The organism is Blastopirellula retiformator, from assembly GCF_007859755.1.
Taxonomy (GTDB): Bacteria; Planctomycetota; Planctomycetia; order Pirellulales; family Pirellulaceae; genus Blastopirellula; species Blastopirellula retiformator.
Genome location: NZ_SJPF01000002.1, coordinates 89,800 through 110,294, shown reverse-complemented (window position 1 = coordinate 110,294; position 20,495 = coordinate 89,800). Strand labels below are relative to the sequence as shown.

Sequence of the window (20,495 nt, the reverse complement as noted above, 5' to 3'; positions counted from 1 at the left end):
GTGGCGAAACATCAGGAAGAGCCGGCGCTGCTCGATGAAGAAGCGCCGAGTCGTTACGTCGTGGGGATCGATCTGGGCACCACCAACTCGGCGGTCGCCTTTGTCGACACCGAGGCTGCGCCCGGTCAACTGCAATCGTTCTCGATCCCGCAGATCGTCGCTTCCCAACAGGTCGAAGCCCGCTCGACACTCCCCTCGTTTCACTACGAAGCGGCCAAGAGCGAGTTTACGACTGACGCGTTGAAGCTTCCCTGGAGCAAGCGAGACGAGACCTACTGCGTCGGCATGTTTGCCCGCGATCATGGCGTGACCGTGCCATCGCGGGTAATTAACTCGGCCAAAAGCTGGCTCTCTCACACCGGCGTCGATCGCACCGCCGCGCTGTTGCCGTGGCATGGCGCCTCGGATCTGGAAAAGCTGTCGCCGCTGACCGTCAGCGCTCGCCTATTGGCTCACGTGCGAGCAGCCTGGAACGCCGCGCACCCAGATTATCCGCTGGAGCGGCAAGACATTGTGCTGACGCTGCCGGCTTCGTTTGACGAAATCGCGCGAGAGTTGACCGTCGCCGCCGCGGCGGAAGCGGGGCTGAAGCGGGTCGTGTTGATCGAAGAGCCGCAGGCCGCGTTCTATGCCTGGCTCGACAAGCACAAAGAGAACTGGGAATCGCTCGTTTCGCCGGGGCAGACCATCTTGGTCTGCGACATCGGCGGCGGCACCTCCGACTTCACGCTGATCCGCGTTCGTCAGGGAGAAGATGGCAAGGTTCAATTTCACCGCGTGGCGGTGGGCGAGCATCTGATCCTCGGCGGCGATAACCTCGACTTGACGCTCGCAACCTACCTGGAACAAAAACTTACCGGCGGCGGCAAGCTGTCGCCGGCCGAGTGGTCGACGCTGGTTCGTCGTTCACGAGTCGCCAAAGAAGAGATGCTGGGCGACAACGCGCCGGCCGAGATGACGATCAACCTGCCGGCCAGCGGATCGAAGCTGATCGGCGGCGGTCGTCAAGTGACGATCACCAAAGAAGAGGTCGAACAGGTCCTGGTCGACGGCTTTTTGCCAGGCGGCGCCATCGAGACGCCGCTGGAGAAGCGAAGCTCCGGCTTTCAAGAGTTCGGCCTGCCGTTCGCCAACGATCCAGCGATCACCCGGCATTTGTCGGCGTTTCTTCGCAGTCATCGGCATGTGCTGGACGAGGAAGACGCGACGGCGGTCCGCCCCGACGTGGTGCTGTTTAACGGCGGGTTCTTTGAGTCGACCCGGTTGCGGGGCAAATTGATCGAGGAGATCAACGCCTGGTTCCGCCCGGCCGATCCCCAGTACGACCTGCAGATTCTCGACAACGATCAGCTGGACCTGGCCGTTGCCCGGGGCGCCGCCTACTACGGCTTGGTCCGCCGCGGCGAGGGCGTCCGAATCGCCGCGAACCTGGCCCGCACGTATTACATTGGCGTCGGCCAAGATGATCAGGGACGCCCCCAGGCGCTCTGCATCTTGCCGGCGACCACCCAACCGGGCGAAGAGATCGACCTGCAAGAGCGGACCTTCCGGCTGCGGATTTCGGAACCAGTCGAGTTCCCACTGTTCGTCTCCAGCATTCGCCTGATCGACAAAGCGGGCGAAATCGTCACGGTCGACCAAGAGCAAATCCGCTCGCTGCCGCCGATCCGTACCGTTTTGCGGGCCAAGCGCCGAAGCGAAGCGACCGAAGTCGCCGTCAAACTGCATGCCCGGCTGACCGAGATCGGCACGATCGAGCTGTGGTGCGACGAACAAGAGAGCGACCGCAAGTGGCGCCTGCAGTTTGATGTCCGTAGCGCCACGCAAACCGACGTCGCAGCGCATGTCTCGAATCGGGAAGCGGAAGGGGTGCTCGACGAAGAGATCTGGTCGGCGCTGCAATCTAACCTAACCGCGACCTTCGGCGACGCGCCGACGCACAAACCACAGAAACTGCTCTACACGCTCGAAGCGACCAGCGAGATGCCGCGCGATCAGTGGCCCGCCAGCTTGCTCCGCCGCATCTGGGGCGAACTGCTTGACCTAGAGCCTGGCCGTCGCCGGAGCAGCAGTCATGAGATCCGCTGGCTCAACCTCGCCGGCTTCGCGCTGCGGCCCGGGTATGGTTTGGCGCTCGATGACTGGCGGGTTTCAGAAACCTGGAAGGCGCTGCAAGGCAAGGTCGCCCACAACGACGCCAATTGCCGCACCCAGTCATGGATCTTGTGGCGGCGGATCGCCGGCGGACTAAGCCGAGGGCAGCAACAAGCGGTCGCGCAGCCGTTGATCTTGGCGCTGAAGGCCCTGCATCGCCGCATCATGACCGGGCAGGGGACCGCGACGTTTACGCCGTCAGAGTCGCTCGAAGCATGGCGTTTGCTGGGGAGTCTGGAACTGCTGGATGTCCCTACGAAGATCGAGATCGGCGGGTGGATCGTCGACCTGCTCGGCAAGCCGAAAATGGCTTCGGCCCGTTCGGCGATGGCCTGGGCTTTGGGCCGTTTGGGAAGCCGTACGCCGGTCTATGGTCCACTGAACCTGGTCGTCTCGGCCGATAGGGCCGCTGATTGGCTAAGCGCCCTCTACCGGGACGCCCAGCGTGACCCGATGGACCTGCTGGCGGTGATGCAAATCGCCCGCCGGACCGACGATCGGTATCGGGATCTTTCGGAGGGAGAACGAGGCGAAGCGGCACGTTGGTTGGAGGGGGAAAACGCCCCCGTTCACTTCGCCCGGATCGTACGCGAAGGAGGGGCCCTCGATACGGAAGAACGGGACCAGGTGTTTGGCGAAGCGCTGCCGATCGGCCTGACCTTATAACGGGTGCGAATTGCCGCGAATAAGGGAGCGCAAATTGGTTGTTTTCTCGCCGCTGGCAGTAGGTCGATACCGCTTACGGACCGAGATATTCCCACACCGCTACGATCGGCTAGAATTGGGGGCAACAGACGGGGCGCTTCGGTGGCGACGGCGCCCAGTCGAATTCGTGCGAGCCCAGTGGACGTGATGATGCCGGAGATGGACGGCTTTGAGCTGGCCGAACTGATGCGCGGCTCGGAACGAACTGAACTGGCGCCGATCATCTTTCTGAACGCAGCCACGGAAGCGCAACAACGTCACTTCCGCGGTTACGAAGCGGGGGCCGTCGACTTTCTGCGTAAGCCGATCGAGACCGACATCCTCAAGAGCAAGGCGGAGGTTTTCTTTCAGCTGTTTCGCCAGCGGCAGGAAGTGGCCCGGCATCGTGACGAGATAAAGGCGCCGCAAGAACGAATTCCTGGCGACGCTCGCCCACGAACTGCGGAATCCGCTGGCGGCGATCATGATCGCCGTCGAGGTGGTCCGCAATGGCCACCTGTCGAAAGAGGAGGAGGTCGAAGTCTACGACACCGTCCAGCGTCAAGTGCAGCACATGGTTCGCCTGATCGACGAAGCCGAGCATCAGCTGACCGTCAACCTTCCTGACGAGCCGTTTGAGATCGACGGCGACGCCGTGCGTCTCTCGCAAATTGTCGCCAACCTGCTGAACAACGCCGCCAAGTACACGCCCGACGGCGGACGTATCGATCTGACCGTTTCTGCACTGGACGACCAAGTGGAGATCCGCGTCAAGGACAACGGAATCGGCATTCCGCCCGAGTTGATTCCCGACGTCTTCGGCATGTTTCAACAGATCGACCAACATCTCGATCTGTCGAAAGGGGGTTTGGGCATCGGCCTGACGCTGGTGAAACGGCTGGTCGAGATGCACCAGGGTCAGATCGAAGTTGAGAGCGCCGGAGAAGGGAAGGGGCGCGAGTTTATCGTTCGGCTCCCGTTGGCCGGCAAACGCAAGCCGCCGATCGAGACGACGACTTCGCCGTAAGCTCGTTCGCGTCTACGTCGATGACAACAGCGGAAAGAACTGCCCTTCCATTTTTTCTCCCTTCGCAACCGGGGGAACGCCGGCGAGCAGCACGTCGTCGCTATCGCTGCAAACGCCGTCGCGGAAGACGTTGATCACGGCGGCGCGGCGGGGACGGTCGGTCCGATTGGCGAACGAACCATGCACCATCAGCGGATGGTGGAAGGTCGCTTCCCCTTTCTTCAGTTCGGCCGCGACCGGCTGCTGGAATTGCTCCCATTGCTCCGGCGTCAGCACTTCCTGAATCGCATCCATATTGCCTGCCAAACCCGTGATCGGCAGCAGGTCCCACTTGTGACTGCCAGGCACGTACTGCACGCAACCGTTGTCGCGATCGGCGTCGTCCAAGCCGATCCAACAGGTCAGATGGGCCATTGGCTTGGTGCGAGTCCAATACGAGTAGTCCTGATGCCACGCGACGACCCCGCCATGATTGGCCGGCTTGCAGAAGAGTTGGTCGTGCCAGAAGCGGACCTTGCCGTTGATCAATTGCTCGGCCGCTTGCACAAACGGCGGCGCCCACAAAATATCATGGAACCCGGCGCCAACCCGCCAAGCGCCCAAGGCATGAAACAACACCGTGTCCGGCGTGGCCGATTCGTTGGTGTGATACTCGTACCACAAATCGCGGCGGTCGTGGTTGGCGTCGAAAAACGTCTCCAGTTCTTCGCGGAGCATTTCGACTTGTTCGTCTTCCAAAATCTTCACGCCGGCCAGGTAACCATTTTCATGGAAAAACGCGACCTGCTCCTCGGTAAGGCAAAAGTCGCCGGTCGGAAACTTGCGGAAGAACGTCGAGGAAACCGGAGCATGCTGAAGCGACAGATCGGCGGCCATGGCGATATCCAGGGAGGGGAGAAGGGTAGGTGAGACGCCTGTTTTACTGCGATATGACAGCAAGAATCAAGTCGGCAGGCCCCCCAGATTGATTCCGTCGCCCAGGCGGTTACGCTAGAAGCTTAGCCTCGCTGCGCCAAGCTTCCGTCAACGCGCAATTCGCCCACCCTTCAAGCCGAGTTCTTTGCATGTCTAAAATCTTCACATCGTTGACCCTCCTCCTTCTCTTGCCCCTTGCCGCCATGGCCGCTGAACCGAAACGTGAACTGTTGTGGCCCGCCGGCGCTCCCGGCGCCAAAGGAGAAGCCGAAAACGACAAACCGGTCGTCACGATCTACCTGGCCGACGGCGCAAACAAGACCGATTGCGGCGTCGTCGTGCTGCCAGGCGGCGGTTACGGTCACTTGGCGCTGGGTCATGAAGGGGTCGACATCGCCAAGTGGTACAACTCGTTCGGAGTCTCAGCGTTCGTCGTCGAATATCGTCATAGCGGCAAAGGCTACGCCCACCCGGCGCCGATGCAAGACGCGCAGCGAGCGATTCGCATGGTCCGCGCGGGCGCCAAAGAATTTGGCGTTTCGCCCGACAAAATTGGCGTGATGGGTTTCTCGGCTGGTGGTCACCTGGCCTCGACGGTGGCGACTCACTTTGATGGCGGCGACGCTCAGTCGGCCGATCCGATCGCCCGCGTCTCGAGCCGCCCTGACTTTGCGATTCTGTGTTACCCGGTGATCGCTTTCGACCAGCCGTTCACCCACCGCGGATCGCAACGGAATTTGATTGGGCAGAACCCAGATCCGGAGCTAGTGAAGAGCCTCTCCAACGAACTGCAGGTCACCTCCGATACGCCGCCGACCTTCCTGTTTCATACCAGCGAAGATACCGGCGTGCCGCCGCAAAACAGCATCGTCTTTTACGAAGCGCTGCAGAAGGCGAAGGTGCCGGCCGAAATGCACATCTTCGCCAAGGGACGTCACGGCGTCGGCCTGGCCGCCAACATCCCCGGCACCAACGCTTGGCCGAAGCTGTGCGAAGCCTGGATGGAAGGCCTGGGCGTACTGTCGACCAAGCCGGCCGCCGCAAAGTAAACCAGGACGAGCCGCAATTCCGTCCGATCAGGGGGCGATCGCGCGTACGATCGCCCCCTTTTTTGGTTCTTGCCAACCAAACGATTAGGCAGCCAACGCGGCGTCTACGACCGGTACGATCGTTCCATTCGCGCCAATGCCGCTAGCCAACCGGCAAATCGCCGCTTTCCTCGATTCGGTTGCGGCTTGCGCCTGCGGCGCAACCTAAAGTTGATTGCAATCTGTTGTACTCGTCGCTTTGCCAAGCCGCAGGAATCATGGCTACCGCCAAGCCCATACTCGATCAATCGCTAAGCACCATCGTGACTTACAATCCGATGAGCGCTTCGCTCGAAACGACCATTGAAGAGCTGCTAGAGCAGGTCTACATGGTCGGATTCCATCATTGGCCGGTGATTGACGAAAGCCGGCATGTGGTCGGGATTATTTCGGATGAAGACGTCGTGCGGACCGCGGCCGCTCATGAGGCGGCCAACCTCTCCAATCGCTTTCGCAAAGCAGGGGGCCCGGTCTGCGTCTCCGAGTTCATGTCGCGGCGAGTCTACACGATCTCGTTCGACACCGACGTTTCGGTTGCCTTGCAGCTGATGCTCGACAAAGAGATCAACTCGCTGCCGGTCACCGAGGACGAATGTTTGTCGGCGATGGTCACCTCGACCGACTTCCTCCGCGAGTTCTCCTACAGCGATCACGAGGCGAGTCGCGCCCCGGTCAAACCGCACGTCGATACGACGCCGGTGCAAGTGCCGTTCGACGCGAGCATCGAACATGTGAAGTTCGCCTGCGAAGTGGAAGGAGCGATGTACGCGGTGGTGATGAACGGCGATTTTCCCTTGGGAGTCGTCTCGCGCCGCGATATCCGCCGCGCCAAGAGCCGCGACCTGGCCCGCGTGATGTATCTGAACGAGGATCCCAAAACGATCCGCGCCAGCGACATCATTCGCGAATCGCATTTCATTTTGCAGACCGACTCGCTTCGTAGCGCCGCAAGCACCATGCACGAAATGCAGCTGCAAGCGCTGGTAGTCGCCAATCGTCAAAACGACCTGGTCGGCATTTTGACGCAAGAGAGCATCTTGGCGGCGATGCTGTAAGATCGGCTGCGTGGCGTTACTCGGCAGTCAGCAGCTTGTGACGCTCTAGCTCGAGCGGAAAGTCGGCGTAGGTTCGCAAACTCGTCGCCTTGGCGCCCATCACCCGCACCTGCGGCGTGTTGCCTTTCGCTGGGCGGTTAATCCGCTTTTCATCCAGTTCGGTTCGCTTTTCTCGCCGCGCCAGATTCGCTTTCCAGTCTTGCGTTTCCTTGATGTCGGTCTCGTAACGACGCGACGTTTCGGCGCGGCTGGCCCGCAGCGCATCGCGGCGCTGCGTCAGTCGATTACCTTCCGCCAGAATGACCTGGTTGTCGCGTTGATACTGCCCAAGCAAGATTTCGGCTCGCGCCATGTCGCGGCGGATCCGGTCTTTGCGGCGAGGATCTTTCGTTTCGTCATATTCCGCCTGCAGGCGATTCAGATCGTCGGTCACATTGAGAATCTCGCGCCGCACGACCGACAGCTGAACCTCCAGTCGGCTGATCGCGTCGCTCAGGGGCGCCTCCATCTGATTGAAGGCGACCATCTCTTTCTCCAACTCGCTGCGCAAGGCATCAAGCCGTTGCTGCGCTTCCGCCTGGTCGATCTCGAGACGTTCGCGCAGGTTGGCCAGATTCTGCTTTTCCTGCTCTTTGGCCATCTCTTGATCTTCCACCGCCTGGTCGCGGGCCTCGTCTCCGGCCGTCGTCAGGTTCTTAAACTCCTGCATCACTTCGTCGTAGTTGGTTTTGAACTCGCCCGCCCTGGCGCCGACCATCCGTTTGTCGATCTTGCCCCGAACTAGTCGGTTTACGCCTTTGGAAACGTCACCCGCGGTCGGCCCGTCGAGATAGGCGAAGATCCGCCCCAGAAATCGCGCCGTGGCTCGCGTCTCTTCTTCGATGGCGTCATCCGCTTCCGAGGGTCGAATCGTATCGGACATCGAATCAATCTTCAGCAGCGCCGACTCCGACTTCTTCTGCAGCACATAGAGCCAGATCAACGCCCGCCACGCGACTTGGTTATCGGGATGGCTGGTCGTGATGCTTTCGAACAGCGTCGTCGCCTCTTCGTACTTGTGCTGTTTGATCAGCACCAGCCCAAACGCCGTATCAAGCGATTCGCGGTCATCGACCGAACCGATGAAAGACGCCCGAGCCTTGCGGGCCTTTTCCAGCGAGTCCGGCCCAATCGCCCAGCCACCCTCCAGAATGTCGGTAACGCCAGACGAAGCGGCTCCCCAAGCTGGCGCGGCGAGCGCCGACAGCAGCAGTCCAAGACCGCAGACAATTGCAGGGGAACGGAACGTGGGAGCGAGCATGCGCACGCCTCGATACGAAGAGCAGGTGGCGAAAGAGTCTCTTGTCATGTTAGGGACAACTGCCGAATCAGGCAACAAATCGAGCGAAATGCGAGAAGGTCGGGGGTTTGGGCGCAAAAAAAAGGCCGCAGTCGGAGACCGCGGCCTTGGGCTCGTGCGTCATTGGTATCCGCAGCGAAATCGCCCTTACTCGATCGGCAGAGCAAAGTCGCCCGCCATGTCGCGGAAAATGCAGTGGACATGATTGGCGATGTTGCCGGCGACGTCCGGCTGCGTGTTGACCAGTTCGATCACAAAGGTCGGGCCTTGGACGCGATAGTAATGACCGACGCCTGGCTTGGTGGCTCCCGCCCAGGCGAAGTGGACCTTGTCGAAGCCCGCATCCTCGATCTGCTTTCGGCGGGCGGCCGCCACGTCGGCCGGCATCGCAGCGCAGTAGACGTCGATCAGGCTCCGCAGCGACTGCTGCTGCGATCCGCTCAGATCCTTCGCCGCGATTCCAACCGGAGCGTCGTTCGGCGCGTGCGTCTTGCCGGGATTGCGAATCTCGGCCGGCGCCTTCGCCGCGATCAGGGCCACCTTGGCCTGCTCGGGCGAGAGGTTGTTGACCAACTCAAATCCGACGGTCTCTTCCTGCTTCAGGATGCGGTACCCTCTGGGAAACTTCTCTGAGTAGGTCTCTTTCAGCTCAGCCGGGTTGGTGCAAAGCGCCTGCGGCGTCGATGAGATAACCGCGTTTCCTTCGACGACGAAGTTGAGCGACAAGTGGTGACCTTCAAAGCTGAAACCCCAGCGCGCGTCCGCTTTCGGCTGGCCGAAGATCGTCACGTAGTAGCGATAGGGATCGCGAATCGGTCCATTCTTCTGCAACTGCTTCAACAGGTTCTCCAGATCCATGATCTTGGTGGTCTTGTCGTAGCCGACGTCGCTCAGCGCCGACTTCAGCAATCCATACGCCAACTTGCGTTGGTCGACGTTCATGTCGCCAATCTTCAAACCTTTGCGGGCGTCTTTGGGAATGAAGTGCCAGTCAACGCGGTGCGGCGCATCGTAGTCTTGCAGAGCGACCGCCTTCTCTTCGTCGCTAAGAGACGCCAGAAACGCGTTGGCGGCGGCCGTCATCGCCGTTCCGGTCGTCGCCGGCTTGAACAGCGCAACGCTGACGGCGGAGGTCGACAGAACAAGAATCAGAGTTAAAGCGCGGTAGGCGGATTGTCGCATGGTGGGCTCGTTCTGGAAGGATGCAGTGGAGGGCGGATACATGGGCGGGAATATATGCATCATAACCTGCATCGGCCCGTAATTCTACGCGTACAAGCGAGGTCTCTCCCTTTTTACGAGGTGACGAAAACAAGCAAGTTTTCGCCGAACAGGCCTACTGGCCGAGACGTAACGTATCCCAATCCTCAACCCTCGCCCAGGCGATCCAGCCGCCAGCACCTACCCCCAACCCTATTGCGGCCCCAAAGAGCGGATCGACCAACGCCGACACATATATACACATATACCGTTTTTATAATTATTGAAAAACTCCACGTGGGTACTTGTAACCCTCGTGCCCGACTGATTAACCTAACCGTCGTCGCAAATCGTCGTTACTGAAAACGACAGGGCAAGCGACGATTTCATTGCCAGCGCCAGCTTTTAGGAACCAAAGCGCAGCAGATCGCAAAGGATGCTATCACCACCCCGCTGCCGCTTTTTACCGCCGCGCCGAACTGACTAGCGAAGTAGGAGACTCCCTTAATTTTCAGTTCACAGCGCACTCTCGCGAATGACTGCAACGCGTGCGTTTCTCTACCGTCCGCTGAGTCGATTCTTGCGTGGAAGATCCCGCTGAATTGACCTGATTCTTCGCCCATCCGCCTCTTTTCCCTAGCCTTGCTGCGCGCGGTGCGCTGCCGGTTGTTGGAAGAAGGTCTGGGCGGAGGGCAAATCTACTCACCAATCGATACTGCCATATCTACTTGAAGGATTCGATATGACGATGAATAAGAAACATACGCGCACGCTCCGATCTCCCTTTTCGATGGGCTCGGAACGCCTGGAAGAGCGACGCGTGATGGACGCTTCGGCGCCCAACTTTGATCTCTCCGGCGTCGAGGCCGAAACCGCCTATGTCGGCGATCAGTACTCCTTGGACCTGATGTCGGCCGGCGGATCGCTGACCGAGGGCGATTTCACCTTCACGCTTGATCCCGACCCGGATCAAACTCCGGCCGGCGCCACTATGTCGCCCGACGGAGTGCTGAACTGGACCCCCTCGCTGGATCAGGTCGGTTCGCACACGCTACGGGTGGTCGCGATGAACTCCGAATCGCCGATGAAAGGGGACTTTGAGTCGATCACCATCGAGGTCCAAGTCGGCTCGCCGGTCGTTGATCTAAACGGTGAAGATGCCGACGGAGGCGACTTTCAAACGACCTTTCAGTTTGGCCAAGGCCCCGTCGCCGTCGCCGACAGCGATATGGTCGTCGCCGATCCGAACGACGAAACGCTGATGTCGGCCACCGTTACCATCACCAACCTGGCCGACGGCGAGGCCGAACTGTTGACGGTCGATACGGAAGGGACCGAGATCACGGCTGAGTACGCCGGCGGCGTGTTGCAACTGAGCGGCGAAGCATCGGTCGAGCAATACCAGCAGGTCCTCCGCTCGGTCCGCTACAGCAACAGCGATCCGGCGGTCGACGTCACCCCGCGGGTGATTGAGTTTACCGTCAGCGATGGCGTCACCAACAGCGAAGTGGCGACCAGCACGATCAACATCAATCTGCCGCCTGACCTGGCGCCGATCGCCGATCAAGAGCTGGACGCCGGCGCCGAGCTGATGTTGGAAATCTCGGCCACCGATCCGAACGAAGCCGATCAGTTGTCGTTCATGATCGATCCTGAGTCCCCCAATTTCGTGTCGCTGATCCAGGAAGTGGGCGCCCGGACGGCGCAGCTGATGCTGACGCCGGGGATTGACGTCACGCCGGGGATTTTCTCGGTTTCGATTCTGGTCTTCGACAATGCCGGATTGGCCGACGTCGAATCGTTCTTTGTCGAAGTCGCCGCGAACGAAGCGCCGGTTTCGCTCGATGACGCCTACCAGACCAACGAAGACGCAGCGTTCAGCGTTTCGGCGCCCGGCGTGCTCGAAAACGATACCGACGCCGATGGCGACGCGATCGCGGTGACCGGGGTCAATGGCGACCCGGCCAACGTGGGCGAGCAGATCACGCTCGATTCGGGAGCGCTACTGACGCTCAACGCCAATGGCAGCTTTGACTACGACCCGAACGGGATGTTCGCAGCGCTGCTCGACGGCGAAACGGCCGAAGATACCTTCAGCTACACAATCGCCGACAGCACCGGCCAAGAGAGCGCCGCCAACGTGGTCATGACGATCGCCGGCGTGAACACCGTGCCGGTTAGCGTCGACGACGCCTTTGAAACGACCGAAGACGTCGCCCTGTCGATCTCGGCGCCGGGCGTGCTCGAGAATGACGCCGACTCGGACGGAGACGTCTTAACGGTGTCGGAAGTCAACGGTGAGGCGGCCAACGTTGGCGCCGCGATCACGCTTGACTCGGGCGCCCTGTTGACGCTCAACGCCGACGGCAGCTTTGACTACGATCCGAACGGCGCCTTCGCCGCGCTCGCCGAGGGGGAAACCGCCGAGGATAGCTTTGCCTACACGGCGACCGACGACAGCGGCTTCACCAGCACGTCGAACGTCGTCATTACCATCAATGGCGTCGATCACGCCCCCGAAAGCGTTAATGACGCTTACGAAACCTCGGAGGATACGGCGCTGAATATCTCCGCGTCCGGCGTGCTCGAAAATGACGCCGATGCCGACGGCGATAGCCTGACGGTGCTGGAAGTGAACGGCGAACCGGCCGACGTCGGGGCGGCGATCACGCTTGAGTCTAGCGCCCTGCTGACGCTCAACGCCGACGGCAGCTTCGATTACGATCCCAATGGGGCCTTCGCGTCGCTGGCAGAGGGTGAATCGGCGGAAGAGTCGTTTGCCTACACAGCGACCGACAGCACTGGGCTGACCAGCACGGCGACCGTCTTTATCACCGTCAATGGCGTCGACCACGCTCCCGAAGCGGCGGAAGACGCGTATGAAACGGCGGAAAACGTGACGCTGAGCGTCGCAGCGCCCGGCGTGCTGGCCAATGACGTTGACCTCGACGGCGATACGCTCTTGGTCACCGAAGTCGACGGCGACGCGTTGAACGTCGGCATGCCGATTACGCTCGACTCGGGCGCCCTGTTGACGCTCAACGCCGATGGTAGTTTTGACTACGATCCCAACGGCGTCTATGCGTCGCTGGCCGCGGGCGAAACCGCCGAAGATCAGGTCGCTTACACGGTCGCCGACAGCACCGGTTTGACCAGTTCTTCGCTGCTTCGCTTCACGATCACCGGCGTCGATAACGAACCGGTAGCCGCAGGCGACAGCTACGAGACGGCGGAAGACGTGACGCTGAACATCCCGGCCCCAGGCGTGCTGGCGAATGATGCGGATGCGGATGGCGACGCGTTGTCGGTCAGCGAGATGAACGGCGAACCGGCCGATGTTGGAATGCCGATCACGCTCGACTCGGGCGCTCTGCTGACGCTCAACGCCGACGGCAGCTTCGACTACGATCCCAATGGCGCGTTCAATGATCTCTCCGCAGGGGAGACGGCGGAAGATAGTTTCTCGTACACCGCGGCCGATGGCAGTGGTTTGACGAGTGCGGCGACCGTCGCGATCACCATCAACGGCGTGACCAACCTGATTGTGGAAGGGGACGAGTACGTCACCGACGAGGATAGTCCGCTATCGATGGCGGCGCCTGGCGTCTTGGCCAACGATACCGGCGCCGCGACGGTGGTGATGGTCAATGGCGAGGAGGCCAATGTCGGTGAGCAGATCACGCTCGACTCGGGCGCCTTGCTGACGGTCAACGCCGACGGCAGCTTCGACTACGACCCGAATGGTTCGTTTGAGACGCTGCGGGCCGGCGAATCGACGCTCGATACGTTCAGCTACGTCGCCGATGACGGCAGCGGAACAACCGACGCCGGCACGGTTTCGATCGTGATCAACGGCCTGAACGACGCTCCGATCGCCGAGGACGACGCGTTCTCGACCGATGAAGCGACCGCCTTGTCGATCGTGCCGGCCGGGGTGCTGCTCAATGACTCCGACACGGAAGGAACGACGCTGGCCATCGTGGCCGTCAACGGCAATCCGGCCGACGTCGGTACGCCGATCGGGCTCGACTCGGGCGCCCTGCTGACGCTCAACGCCGACGGCAGCTTCGACTACGATCCGAACGGCGTGTTTGACGACATGGCGACCGGCGATACGGCAGCTGACAGCTTCTCCTACACCGTCAGTGACGGCGATGGTGGAGAGGATACGGCGACGGTGATGCTAACCATCAACGGATTGGATACCGACAACGGGACCAATCGGCCCCCTTTGAACCAGGTCCCGGGCACCCAGACGATTGCCGCGGGACTCTCCTTGGAATTTGGCTCGGCCAATAGCAACGCTATTTCGGTCAGCGATCCTGACGCCGATGGCGCCTTCGTGCAAGTGACGATCTCGGTCCAACATGGCATCCTGCAGTTGGCTTCGCTCAACGCCCAGCGAATCATGTTGGTCGGCTCGTTCGAGCAGATTTCGTCGATGATGGAAGGCCTGGTCTACACGCCAGAAGACGGCTTCACCGGCACCGATACGTTCACGATCAACTCCAATGATCGCGGAGCGACCGGCACCGGCAACCCGCGAGCCGATATCGACACGTTCGACATCGTCGTAACCCCGTCGGAAGCGATCGAAGAAGTCTTCGCCGACTCCGAAATGGTCATTGATCTGTTCTTCAGTTAATCCTTGGGGTTCCAACGGAGAAGCAGAGCAGGGGAGCAAGTCGCAAGGCTTGCTTCCTTTTTTTTCATTCGTTCGTCGCAAGACTCGCCCCATAGTAGCCCGCAGCGCAAGCGAGGAAATTGCGGTCGCAAGCATGCGACGAAGTTGAAAATCGCCGATGCGTTCGTCTTACCTACGCTACTTATCTATTCATTGACGCCAAGCGTTTCACTGGGTCCATCCGCATTTCCCTCGCTGGCGCTTCGGGCTACTAGGACGACTGATTCAAGCGAATACGCACCAATAGATCATTCAGTGCATCCTTCGCCGTCGCCTGTTCCGGCAGCTGACTTCGCTCCCGCGCTTCTTCCAGCTCCCAGGTCAGCCGCTCGTACTCCTGCTGATGCAGCGCCAAGTCGGTCGCCGACAACGTACCTTTTTCGGGGCCTTCCTGTTTCTGGGCGATCAGATCAGGCAGATACGGCAAGCGGGCCTCCTCATTCAAACGAACCAGGTTCGCTTCGATCTCGCCGGTCCGCATCAAGTGAATCCCCGTTAGCAGCACGCGATAGACGTAGAGCAGCGGCTTCACCCGCGGCGGGTCTTCTTTTTGGAACAGCTTCCACTGCGTCGCCGCGAAGCCGAGGTAGTGGTGCGCATGATGGCGTGTGATGCAAGCTGGCGCCAGCGACTTCACCTCTTCATGCTCAGGCGTCGTTTGTACGACGAGCGGAGAGAGAAGTTGCTCCAGCACATAACCGTTCTTCTTTAGCATCAGCAGAAAGAATTTTTTCACGTCATGCGTCACCAGATCGATCTCGAGCCCGTCATGGATGCCCGACTTTTCGACTGTCTCCTCCGCTTCGCGCAGACCGACGACGTCGGCCAGCGGCAAGAGGTGAATCCCCCGCAAGTCGAAGTCGGAGTCAGGCGAGGGAAATCCGTACAAATGCGCGCCGCTGATCGTCGCGAAGAGCAGGGGATATGGATGCCCGTCGACTTGTTTGTACAGTCTCGGTTCGATGGTCATGGCAATTCATCGGCGAGCGCGGCTTGCCGCGCTTCGACCAAAAAGGCGTTCGCTTGTTCGTAGTTGGGACGCTCCGGCAGCGTCGTCGCTTGCAGCGCGGCGTCGAACTCGGCATGCAGCTCTCGCCGCCACGCCTCGGTCTCTGCCCACGGCATTTCGCGCCGCTTGATCGCCAGCAATCGCTCGCGGTGCGGACCGACGTCGACCGGCACTTCCCCTTCCTGCAGCACCCGAATCCCGCTGATCAACAGCCGAATCAGGTGCATCACATGCTTCCATTTCACCTGGCCTTGGCTGCGGATGTCGCTTTGCATCTTCTTGAACTGCGACATCGCGTAACCGTTGTAGGTTTGGTAAACGAGTCGCGACAGGAAGATCGATCGCATGTCGAGCAACCGCTGCGCTAGCGGCGTCGCTTTCTCGACCAGGGGAGAATAGAGACACTCCAGCACGTTGGGGTTCGCTTTCAGCGCCAGCACAATGAACTTCTGCAGTTCCCAATACGCTTCCTGCGACTGGTCCAGCTCCAGTTGCTCCGGCACGCCATACAGTGACCAATGCAAGTGCGCCGGCGGCAGATAGAAACCGCGGCGGTCAATGTCCGATTCGTCATCCGCCAACCCGAAAGCCTGCGAACCAACAATGCACCGAAACAGCACGCGATCGAGCAAATCTTTGTCGGCGCCGGCGTCGCGCGCCCCGATCTCGCCTTCTTTATGCTTCGCCAGCAGCGCCAGATCGCTCGGCGGCAGCGATTCCTCGACCCCGTCGGGAAAGCGGATCCGATAGCTATGCTGCAAATCGACCGGCGACTTCACCACCACGCCAACCGCGCCGCGGGGATGCAGCGTTCGCCCGTTAGGCCCCACAATATCGCGCAGCACGACCACTTGCGTGCCAGGCGAGAAGATCAGATTGGGATGGTAATGAACGGGCTCGGACAATTTCGACTCCAGGCGCCAAGCGCGGCAATTCGCGGTCGCGGACATTCAACAGTCCCTAGACGCCAACCGGCGAGAGAATGTTCGCCCGCTATTGTAGACCATCCGCCGCGTTTCGCCGCTCTCGGCAGACGCAGAAGCGAAGAACCTACAATTCGTCAGGCGAAACGTAGCCGTCGCCATTCTGATCCAAGCGGCGAAACTGCGCCTCATCCGCGAGAAACTCGCCGCTCGACACTAGGCCGTCCCCGTTGCGATCCATCGCCTGAAACCAAGCTGGGGCCTCGACAGGAGCGTGATCGAGCAGCGACTGTGGCAGACCATTGGCGACAATAATACGATACTGTCGCGGGAGCCGATCCCAGGCGATCTCGCCATCGACAATCAGCTTCGCCTGCTCCAGGACTTCGGGGCCTTGGCGCAATTCGGCGTTCGATAGCGAGCCGTCGTGATTCTGGTCAAGCAGCGGAAAGAGACTCGAACCGAGATCAAGGATGGCGATCACCGGCTGGAGCACGGCCAGACGCTTATAGACGTTCGACCACTGTTTGCCTTCCTCCACCGTCGCTCGACCATCATGATTGGCGTCGATCAAACGCAAAAAGCTCCGCAGTTCCGATTCGTTGGGAACGCCTTCGAGTTGATCGATCGGAACGCCGCCGGCGAATCGGGCCGACTGCAACTGCCCGAGCTGCGTCAACAACTGCTCTAGCTTCGCCAGCGATCCGGCGTGTTTGCCGGCGGCCAAATGAATCCGAACCGAGCTTCGCCGCGACTCGAGCCAAGCGCTCGAGGAATCTCCTAGCGTCGGATTTCCATCAACAAAACGGATCTTCCAGCGCCGCGCGGAGTCGGTGGAGCTTTCGCCTGTTTGATCTTGCGGCAACAGCAACCGAGCCGCGTTGGTCCCGGGATAGCGAGCGCTACTGAGCAATTCCCCAGGACTGATCAACTCGTCGTTGTTGGCATCCAGTTTGTGCAGCGCGAGAAACCGGTCGGCAAGCGTCGGCGAGCCGCGCAGCCCTTCCTGCCGCAAGGCAAGTCGCTCGCGGATCGCGGCGTTCAAGGACTTGGCGCCGGGGTCGGCGCCATACGTGACGACGCATCCGCCACAATCGGCTTGCTCGTAGTAGGCGATCAATTCGTCGGGGTTAAGCTGGCCGTCCTGGTCTTGATTCATCGAAGCGGGCGGAGCCCCGACGGCCGTCATCAGACGTCCAGCCGATACTTGCCGCAGCCCGAACGGCGTCGGTAGCGAATGAGCCTCCGCTCCTTCGAGCACGCCGTTGCCATCGACGTCCAAAAAGTCGAACAACCAACGGTACGCTTCCCGGCGTGCGACGACGGCCGACTCCCCCTCGACCGAGACAAACAGCTCGATCGCCTCGTCCGGCAGAGCAGGGTCGAGCCAGAGACGAACGCCGCGTTCTCCTGCCAATCGTTCTACAGCCGGTTGGGCGCTCAACACCCCACAGCAAGCGACTATCAGCGCGATTGCAACGCCCCCGACTAGTTTAGACGCTCGCATGATTAAACTAACCCCGGGATCGGCTTGGCGTCGGGATCGGCGATCCGAATTGGCCGATTCACATTCGAGGCGTTCTGTTTGCGATAGTCGGTTCCCAGCCAGGTGCAGACCGATGCGATCAGGTCAGGCACAACGTAACCATCTCCATCCACCGCCATGCCGTCGGCGGTGGTCGCACCGATCACCTGACCGCGGCCAACGCCGCCTCCGGCCAGCGCGACCGACCAACCGCGCGGCCAGTGATCTCGCCCCGCGTTGACGTTGATTTTGGGGGTTCGGCCAAACTCACCCTGGCAAATGACGAGCGTCGATTCGAGCAAACCTCGCTCGCGCAAATCGACGACCAGCGAGGCCATCGCGGCGTCAAGCTGCGTCGAAAGGGCTTGCAAGCGATTGAAGTTGTCGTTGTGCGTGTCCCAGCCGTCCAGCGTCACCTCGACAAATGACGTTCCCCGTTCCACCAACCTCCGCGCCAGCAAGCATCCCTGGCCAAACAGGTTGCGACCATACCGATCCCGCAGAGCCTCGCCTTCCCGCTCCAGATCGAAGGCGGCGACCGCCTCGGGCTTCATCAGGCGGATCGCCCGCTCTTGCGCCGCCTGATAACCTTGGGCGACCGGGCCGGCATGAGTTTGGACAAAGTCGCGATCCATTTCTCCCAACACCATCTTGGTCCGTTTGCGACGCTCAAGATCGATTAAAGGGGAGTGCAGGTTTCGCACCTGCAGATCGGCCGGCGAATTGCCGAATTCCGCAATATTCATCGGGGCGAAGCGGGGTCCCAAAAAGCCGCTGCCGGCGAAATTGCCGCGCTGCGGCGGGGCGATACTGACGAAGCTCGGCAGCAACCCCTCATCCCGACCGACCTCGGCGGCGACCAGCGCGCCTAGATCGGGAAAGTCGATTCCGGCCTGCGGCACATAACCGGTGCGTCCCAGGTGGACGGCGCGATCATGATCCCCTTCTTTGGACGTCATGCTGCGGACGATCGCCATTTGGTCGGCACACTTGGCCAATTGCGGCAGATGTTCGCTGAAGCGGATTTCGGGAGAACGCGTTGCGCACGTCTGGAAGGGCCCCCCATTTTCATGTCCGGGCTTCAAGTCCCAAAGATCAATCGTCGCCGGGCCGCCGTTAAGCCACAACAAGATGATATTCTTCTGCGTGATTGGCGACTCGGACTGTCCAGCCGCCAACTGCCGCAACCAACCGCTTGGTGCGCCCCCCGAGGCGCCGAGGGCTGAGATCGACATCGAGGCGGCAAGCGACCGCAACCACCTTCTTCGATTTAAGCTGTTCGACATCTTTGTTCTTTCCCATATCCCAGCGTCGTTAGGCGCCCAGCGCTAGTGATTGGTGCTGAATTCAACCGTGTTGATCAAAATCCAATACAAATCGGCATTCCTGGCGGAACGGGTCGCCGCATCATCGCCCCCCATTCCCGCTTCCTGCAATCGTCGCCGCTCTTGATCGGTCGGGCCACGTCCCAAGGTCGCCCAAAAGAGCGCGTCGGTGCGCTCGCGCGCTGATAAAAAGGGGACGGTATTCATCGCCTGTAGCGTTGGGTTTTCGTCAGGATCGATCAGTTGGCGCGCGAAAACGCCATTCATCATCGCCAACGATTGGGTCATCGAACGCTCTGGAGCGGCGCTGTTGATCCGGAACTGCTCGCAGAAATCGCGACGACGACGCAAAGCGACGGTCGAATCTAGATCCTCGCGTACCGGAGGGCGACCGGCGGAGACGCAGAGGCTGTCGTACAATTGCTCGCCGGTCATCCCGCGCACCTTCGCCGCGGCGAACAGATTGGCGCCCGATTCATAGGTCGAGTCGGTCGCCGTTCCCAACTGATAGGCCTGGGTCAGGACCAGCCCTTCCGACAACGCACGAATATCGAATCTGGCTTGCACCAATTGCCCCGCCAACTCGTCTAGCAATTGAGCCAGCCGAGGATCATCCGGCTCTTCATCGTACTCCTGCACCAGCGGAGCGCCAAAATATTCGGCCCACAGCCGATTGACGACATGTCGTGCGAAAAACGGGTTCTCATTGCCGGCGACCCACACGGCGAACGCATCTCGACCGCTCTGAAACGGGGCTTCGTCGCCAGCGGCGATCGTCTCTCCGGTGAACAACTGCGCCGAAACGTGGCGATCGGTCTCCGGCACGTCGATCTTCAGCATCGCTAACGAAAACGGCGTCGCCGCATCGGTGGTCGTGCGGGTGAAAAAGGCCGCGGTTTGCCAGAACTGATCCTGCGTCCAACTGCCAAAGGGATGATCGTGGCACTGCGCACAACTGATGTCGATTCCCAGGAACGATCCGGTCGCGTTGGCCGCCATCCGCTCGGCCCTGTGGTCGTTCGCCTCGATTAAGGTGCGCGGAATCGCCGCGGCGCCCACGTGCGTTTCGTTCGGCACGTACGAGACGGCGATCATCCGCTGCGCGATCTGATTGAGCGGCGTCCGCTGCTGCAACTGCCGCGTCAGCCACCGCTCGGTGTCGACCGTCAAGTATTGGTACGGTGAGACGTCGGTTTGCGGAAACCAACTGCGCCGCAAGATTTGGGCCAGCCGTTCCGAGCTGGCGGAGTTTTCGACCATCCGGCCGATCGTCGCCTTACGTAATTTAGGCGAATCTTCCCGAACAAACGATCGCGCTTCGGCCGCCGTCGGAATGCGACCCAGCAGATCAAGGCTTGCTCGGCGCAGGAATGTCGCGCTGTCGGCGGGAGCCGCCGGCGCGACTCCTCGCTCGCTCCACAGCTCTTGCAGACGCGCATCGATCAGCTGGGCGATCGCTTCCGCATCGCCCCCTTGCGCAGCTGCCGCCGGAATCGCCCCGGTCGCGAGTAGCGCCAGCAAGCCCGCCATCTGAATCGCACGAAACATACCGACCTGACCGAATAGT

General features: G+C 60.8%; 13 protein-coding genes and 1 pseudogene. 6 read left to right on the top strand and 8 right to left on the bottom strand.

What is annotated here, in order from left to right:
* The 3 genes and pseudogenes from Enr8_RS07855 to Enr8_RS25755 all read left to right on the top strand — a co-directional run bounded on the left by Enr8_RS07855 (position 1) and on the right by Enr8_RS25755 (position 3,865).
* The gene (locus Enr8_RS07855; protein ID WP_146430196.1) at positions 1 to 2,820 is read left to right on the top strand and encodes an Hsp70 family protein; all 2,820 of its coding nucleotides are present in this window, start codon (positions 1 to 3) and stop codon (positions 2,818 to 2,820) included.
* 186 nt (positions 2,821 to 3,006) lie between these two features.
* Positions 3,007 to 3,132 (top strand): annotated as a pseudogene (locus Enr8_RS26590) (hybrid sensor histidine kinase/response regulator); the annotation flags it as partial.
* 190 nt (positions 3,133 to 3,322) lie between these two features.
* Positions 3,323 to 3,865, top strand: a complete 543-nt coding sequence (locus Enr8_RS25755; RefSeq protein ID WP_246119997.1) for a sensor histidine kinase — start codon at positions 3,323 to 3,325, stop codon at positions 3,863 to 3,865.
* Between the two features lie 12 nt (positions 3,866 to 3,877).
* On the opposite strand, the gene Enr8_RS07845 is transcribed toward Enr8_RS25755, so the two are convergent.
* Positions 3,878 to 4,741 carry a phytanoyl-CoA dioxygenase family protein gene (locus Enr8_RS07845; RefSeq protein WP_146430195.1) on the bottom strand — a complete coding sequence of 288 codons (864 nt, stop codon included), beginning with the start codon at positions 4,739 to 4,741 and terminating at the stop codon, positions 3,878 to 3,880.
* Positions 4,742 to 4,983: 242 nt separating this feature from the next.
* On the opposite strand from Enr8_RS07845, the gene Enr8_RS07840 reads away from it, so the two are divergent.
* Both Enr8_RS07840 and Enr8_RS07835 read left to right on the top strand, forming a co-directional pair.
* Complete coding sequence (locus Enr8_RS07840; protein WP_246119996.1) at positions 4,984 to 5,829, top strand: alpha/beta hydrolase; 846 nt, start codon at positions 4,984 to 4,986, stop codon at positions 5,827 to 5,829.
* A 257-nt stretch (positions 5,830 to 6,086) separates the two neighbouring features.
* Complete coding sequence (locus Enr8_RS07835) at positions 6,087 to 6,923, top strand: CBS domain-containing protein (RefSeq protein ID WP_146430191.1); 837 nt, start codon at positions 6,087 to 6,089, stop codon at positions 6,921 to 6,923.
* Positions 6,924 to 6,939: 16 nt separating this feature from the next.
* On the opposite strand, the gene Enr8_RS07830 is transcribed toward Enr8_RS07835, so the two are convergent.
* Positions 6,940 to 8,223, bottom strand: a complete 1,284-nt coding sequence (locus tag Enr8_RS07830) for a hypothetical protein (protein WP_146430189.1) — start codon at positions 8,221 to 8,223, stop codon at positions 6,940 to 6,942.
* 186 nt (positions 8,224 to 8,409) lie between these two features.
* A complete protein-coding gene (locus Enr8_RS07825) occupies positions 8,410 to 9,444 on the bottom strand; it encodes a DUF3500 domain-containing protein (RefSeq protein ID WP_246119995.1) in 1,035 nt (344 codons plus the stop codon).
* 766 nt (positions 9,445 to 10,210) lie between these two features.
* On the opposite strand from Enr8_RS07825, the gene Enr8_RS07820 reads away from it, so the two are divergent.
* Complete coding sequence (locus Enr8_RS07820) at positions 10,211 to 14,107, top strand: Ig-like domain-containing protein (RefSeq protein ID WP_186767509.1); 3,897 nt, start codon at positions 10,211 to 10,213, stop codon at positions 14,105 to 14,107.
* A gap of 250 nt (positions 14,108 to 14,357) precedes the next feature.
* On the opposite strand, the gene Enr8_RS07815 is transcribed toward Enr8_RS07820, so the two are convergent.
* The 5 genes from Enr8_RS07815 to Enr8_RS07795 all read right to left on the bottom strand — a co-directional run bounded on the left by Enr8_RS07815 (position 14,358) and on the right by Enr8_RS07795 (position 20,476).
* Entirely contained in the window at positions 14,358 to 15,116 is a 759-nt protein-coding gene (locus Enr8_RS07815; RefSeq protein WP_146430185.1) for a nucleotidyltransferase domain-containing protein, read from the bottom strand.
* Entirely contained in the window at positions 15,113 to 16,060 is a 948-nt protein-coding gene (locus tag Enr8_RS07810; protein WP_246119994.1) for a nucleotidyltransferase domain-containing protein, read from the bottom strand. Before Enr8_RS07810 ends, Enr8_RS07815 begins: the two co-directional genes overlap by 4 nt.
* A 145-nt stretch (positions 16,061 to 16,205) precedes the next feature.
* Positions 16,206 to 17,495, bottom strand: coding sequence for an EF-hand domain-containing protein (locus Enr8_RS07805; protein WP_186767508.1), 1,290 nt, complete (start codon positions 17,493 to 17,495; stop codon positions 16,206 to 16,208).
* A gap of 92 nt (positions 17,496 to 17,587) precedes the next feature.
* Positions 17,588 to 18,889: a DUF1501 domain-containing protein gene (locus Enr8_RS07800; RefSeq protein ID WP_146430178.1), complete on the bottom strand. Its 1,302-nt coding sequence runs from the start codon at positions 18,887 to 18,889 to the stop codon at positions 17,588 to 17,590.
* Between the two features lie 42 nt (positions 18,890 to 18,931).
* Positions 18,932 to 20,476 (bottom strand): DUF1549 domain-containing protein, encoded by a 1,545-nt coding sequence (locus Enr8_RS07795; RefSeq protein WP_146430176.1) that lies wholly within the window; start codon positions 20,474 to 20,476, stop codon positions 18,932 to 18,934.
* Between the last annotated feature and the right edge of the window lie 19 nt (positions 20,477 to 20,495).

What these genes read in the sequence shown, in the direction of transcription:
- Enr8_RS25755 (WP_246119997.1), top strand. Translation starts at nt 3,323, where the DNA reads ATGATCGCCGTCGAGGTGGTCCGCAATGGCCACCTGTCGAAAGAGGAG.
- Enr8_RS07845 (WP_146430195.1), bottom strand. Translation starts at nt 4,741, where the DNA reads ATGGCCGCCGATCTGTCGCTTCAGCATGCTCCGGTTTCCTCGACGTTC.
- Enr8_RS07840 (WP_246119996.1), top strand. Translation starts at nt 4,984, where the DNA reads ATGGCCGCTGAACCGAAACGTGAACTGTTGTGGCCCGCCGGCGCTCCC.
- Enr8_RS07835 (WP_146430191.1), top strand. Translation starts at nt 6,087, where the DNA reads ATGGCTACCGCCAAGCCCATACTCGATCAATCGCTAAGCACCATCGTG.
- Enr8_RS07830 (WP_146430189.1), bottom strand. Translation starts at nt 8,223, where the DNA reads ATGCTCGCTCCCACGTTCCGTTCCCCTGCAATTGTCTGCGGTCTTGGA.
- Enr8_RS07825 (WP_246119995.1), bottom strand. Translation starts at nt 9,444, where the DNA reads ATGCGACAATCCGCCTACCGCGCTTTAACTCTGATTCTTGTTCTGTCG.
- Enr8_RS07820 (WP_186767509.1), top strand. Translation starts at nt 10,211, where the DNA reads ATGAATAAGAAACATACGCGCACGCTCCGATCTCCCTTTTCGATGGGC.
- Enr8_RS07815 (WP_146430185.1), bottom strand. Translation starts at nt 15,116, where the DNA reads ATGACCATCGAACCGAGACTGTACAAACAAGTCGACGGGCATCCATAT.
- Enr8_RS07800 (WP_146430178.1), bottom strand. Translation starts at nt 18,889, where the DNA reads ATGTCGAACAGCTTAAATCGAAGAAGGTGGTTGCGGTCGCTTGCCGCC.
- Enr8_RS07795 (WP_146430176.1), bottom strand. Translation starts at nt 20,476, where the DNA reads ATGTTTCGTGCGATTCAGATGGCGGGCTTGCTGGCGCTACTCGCGACC.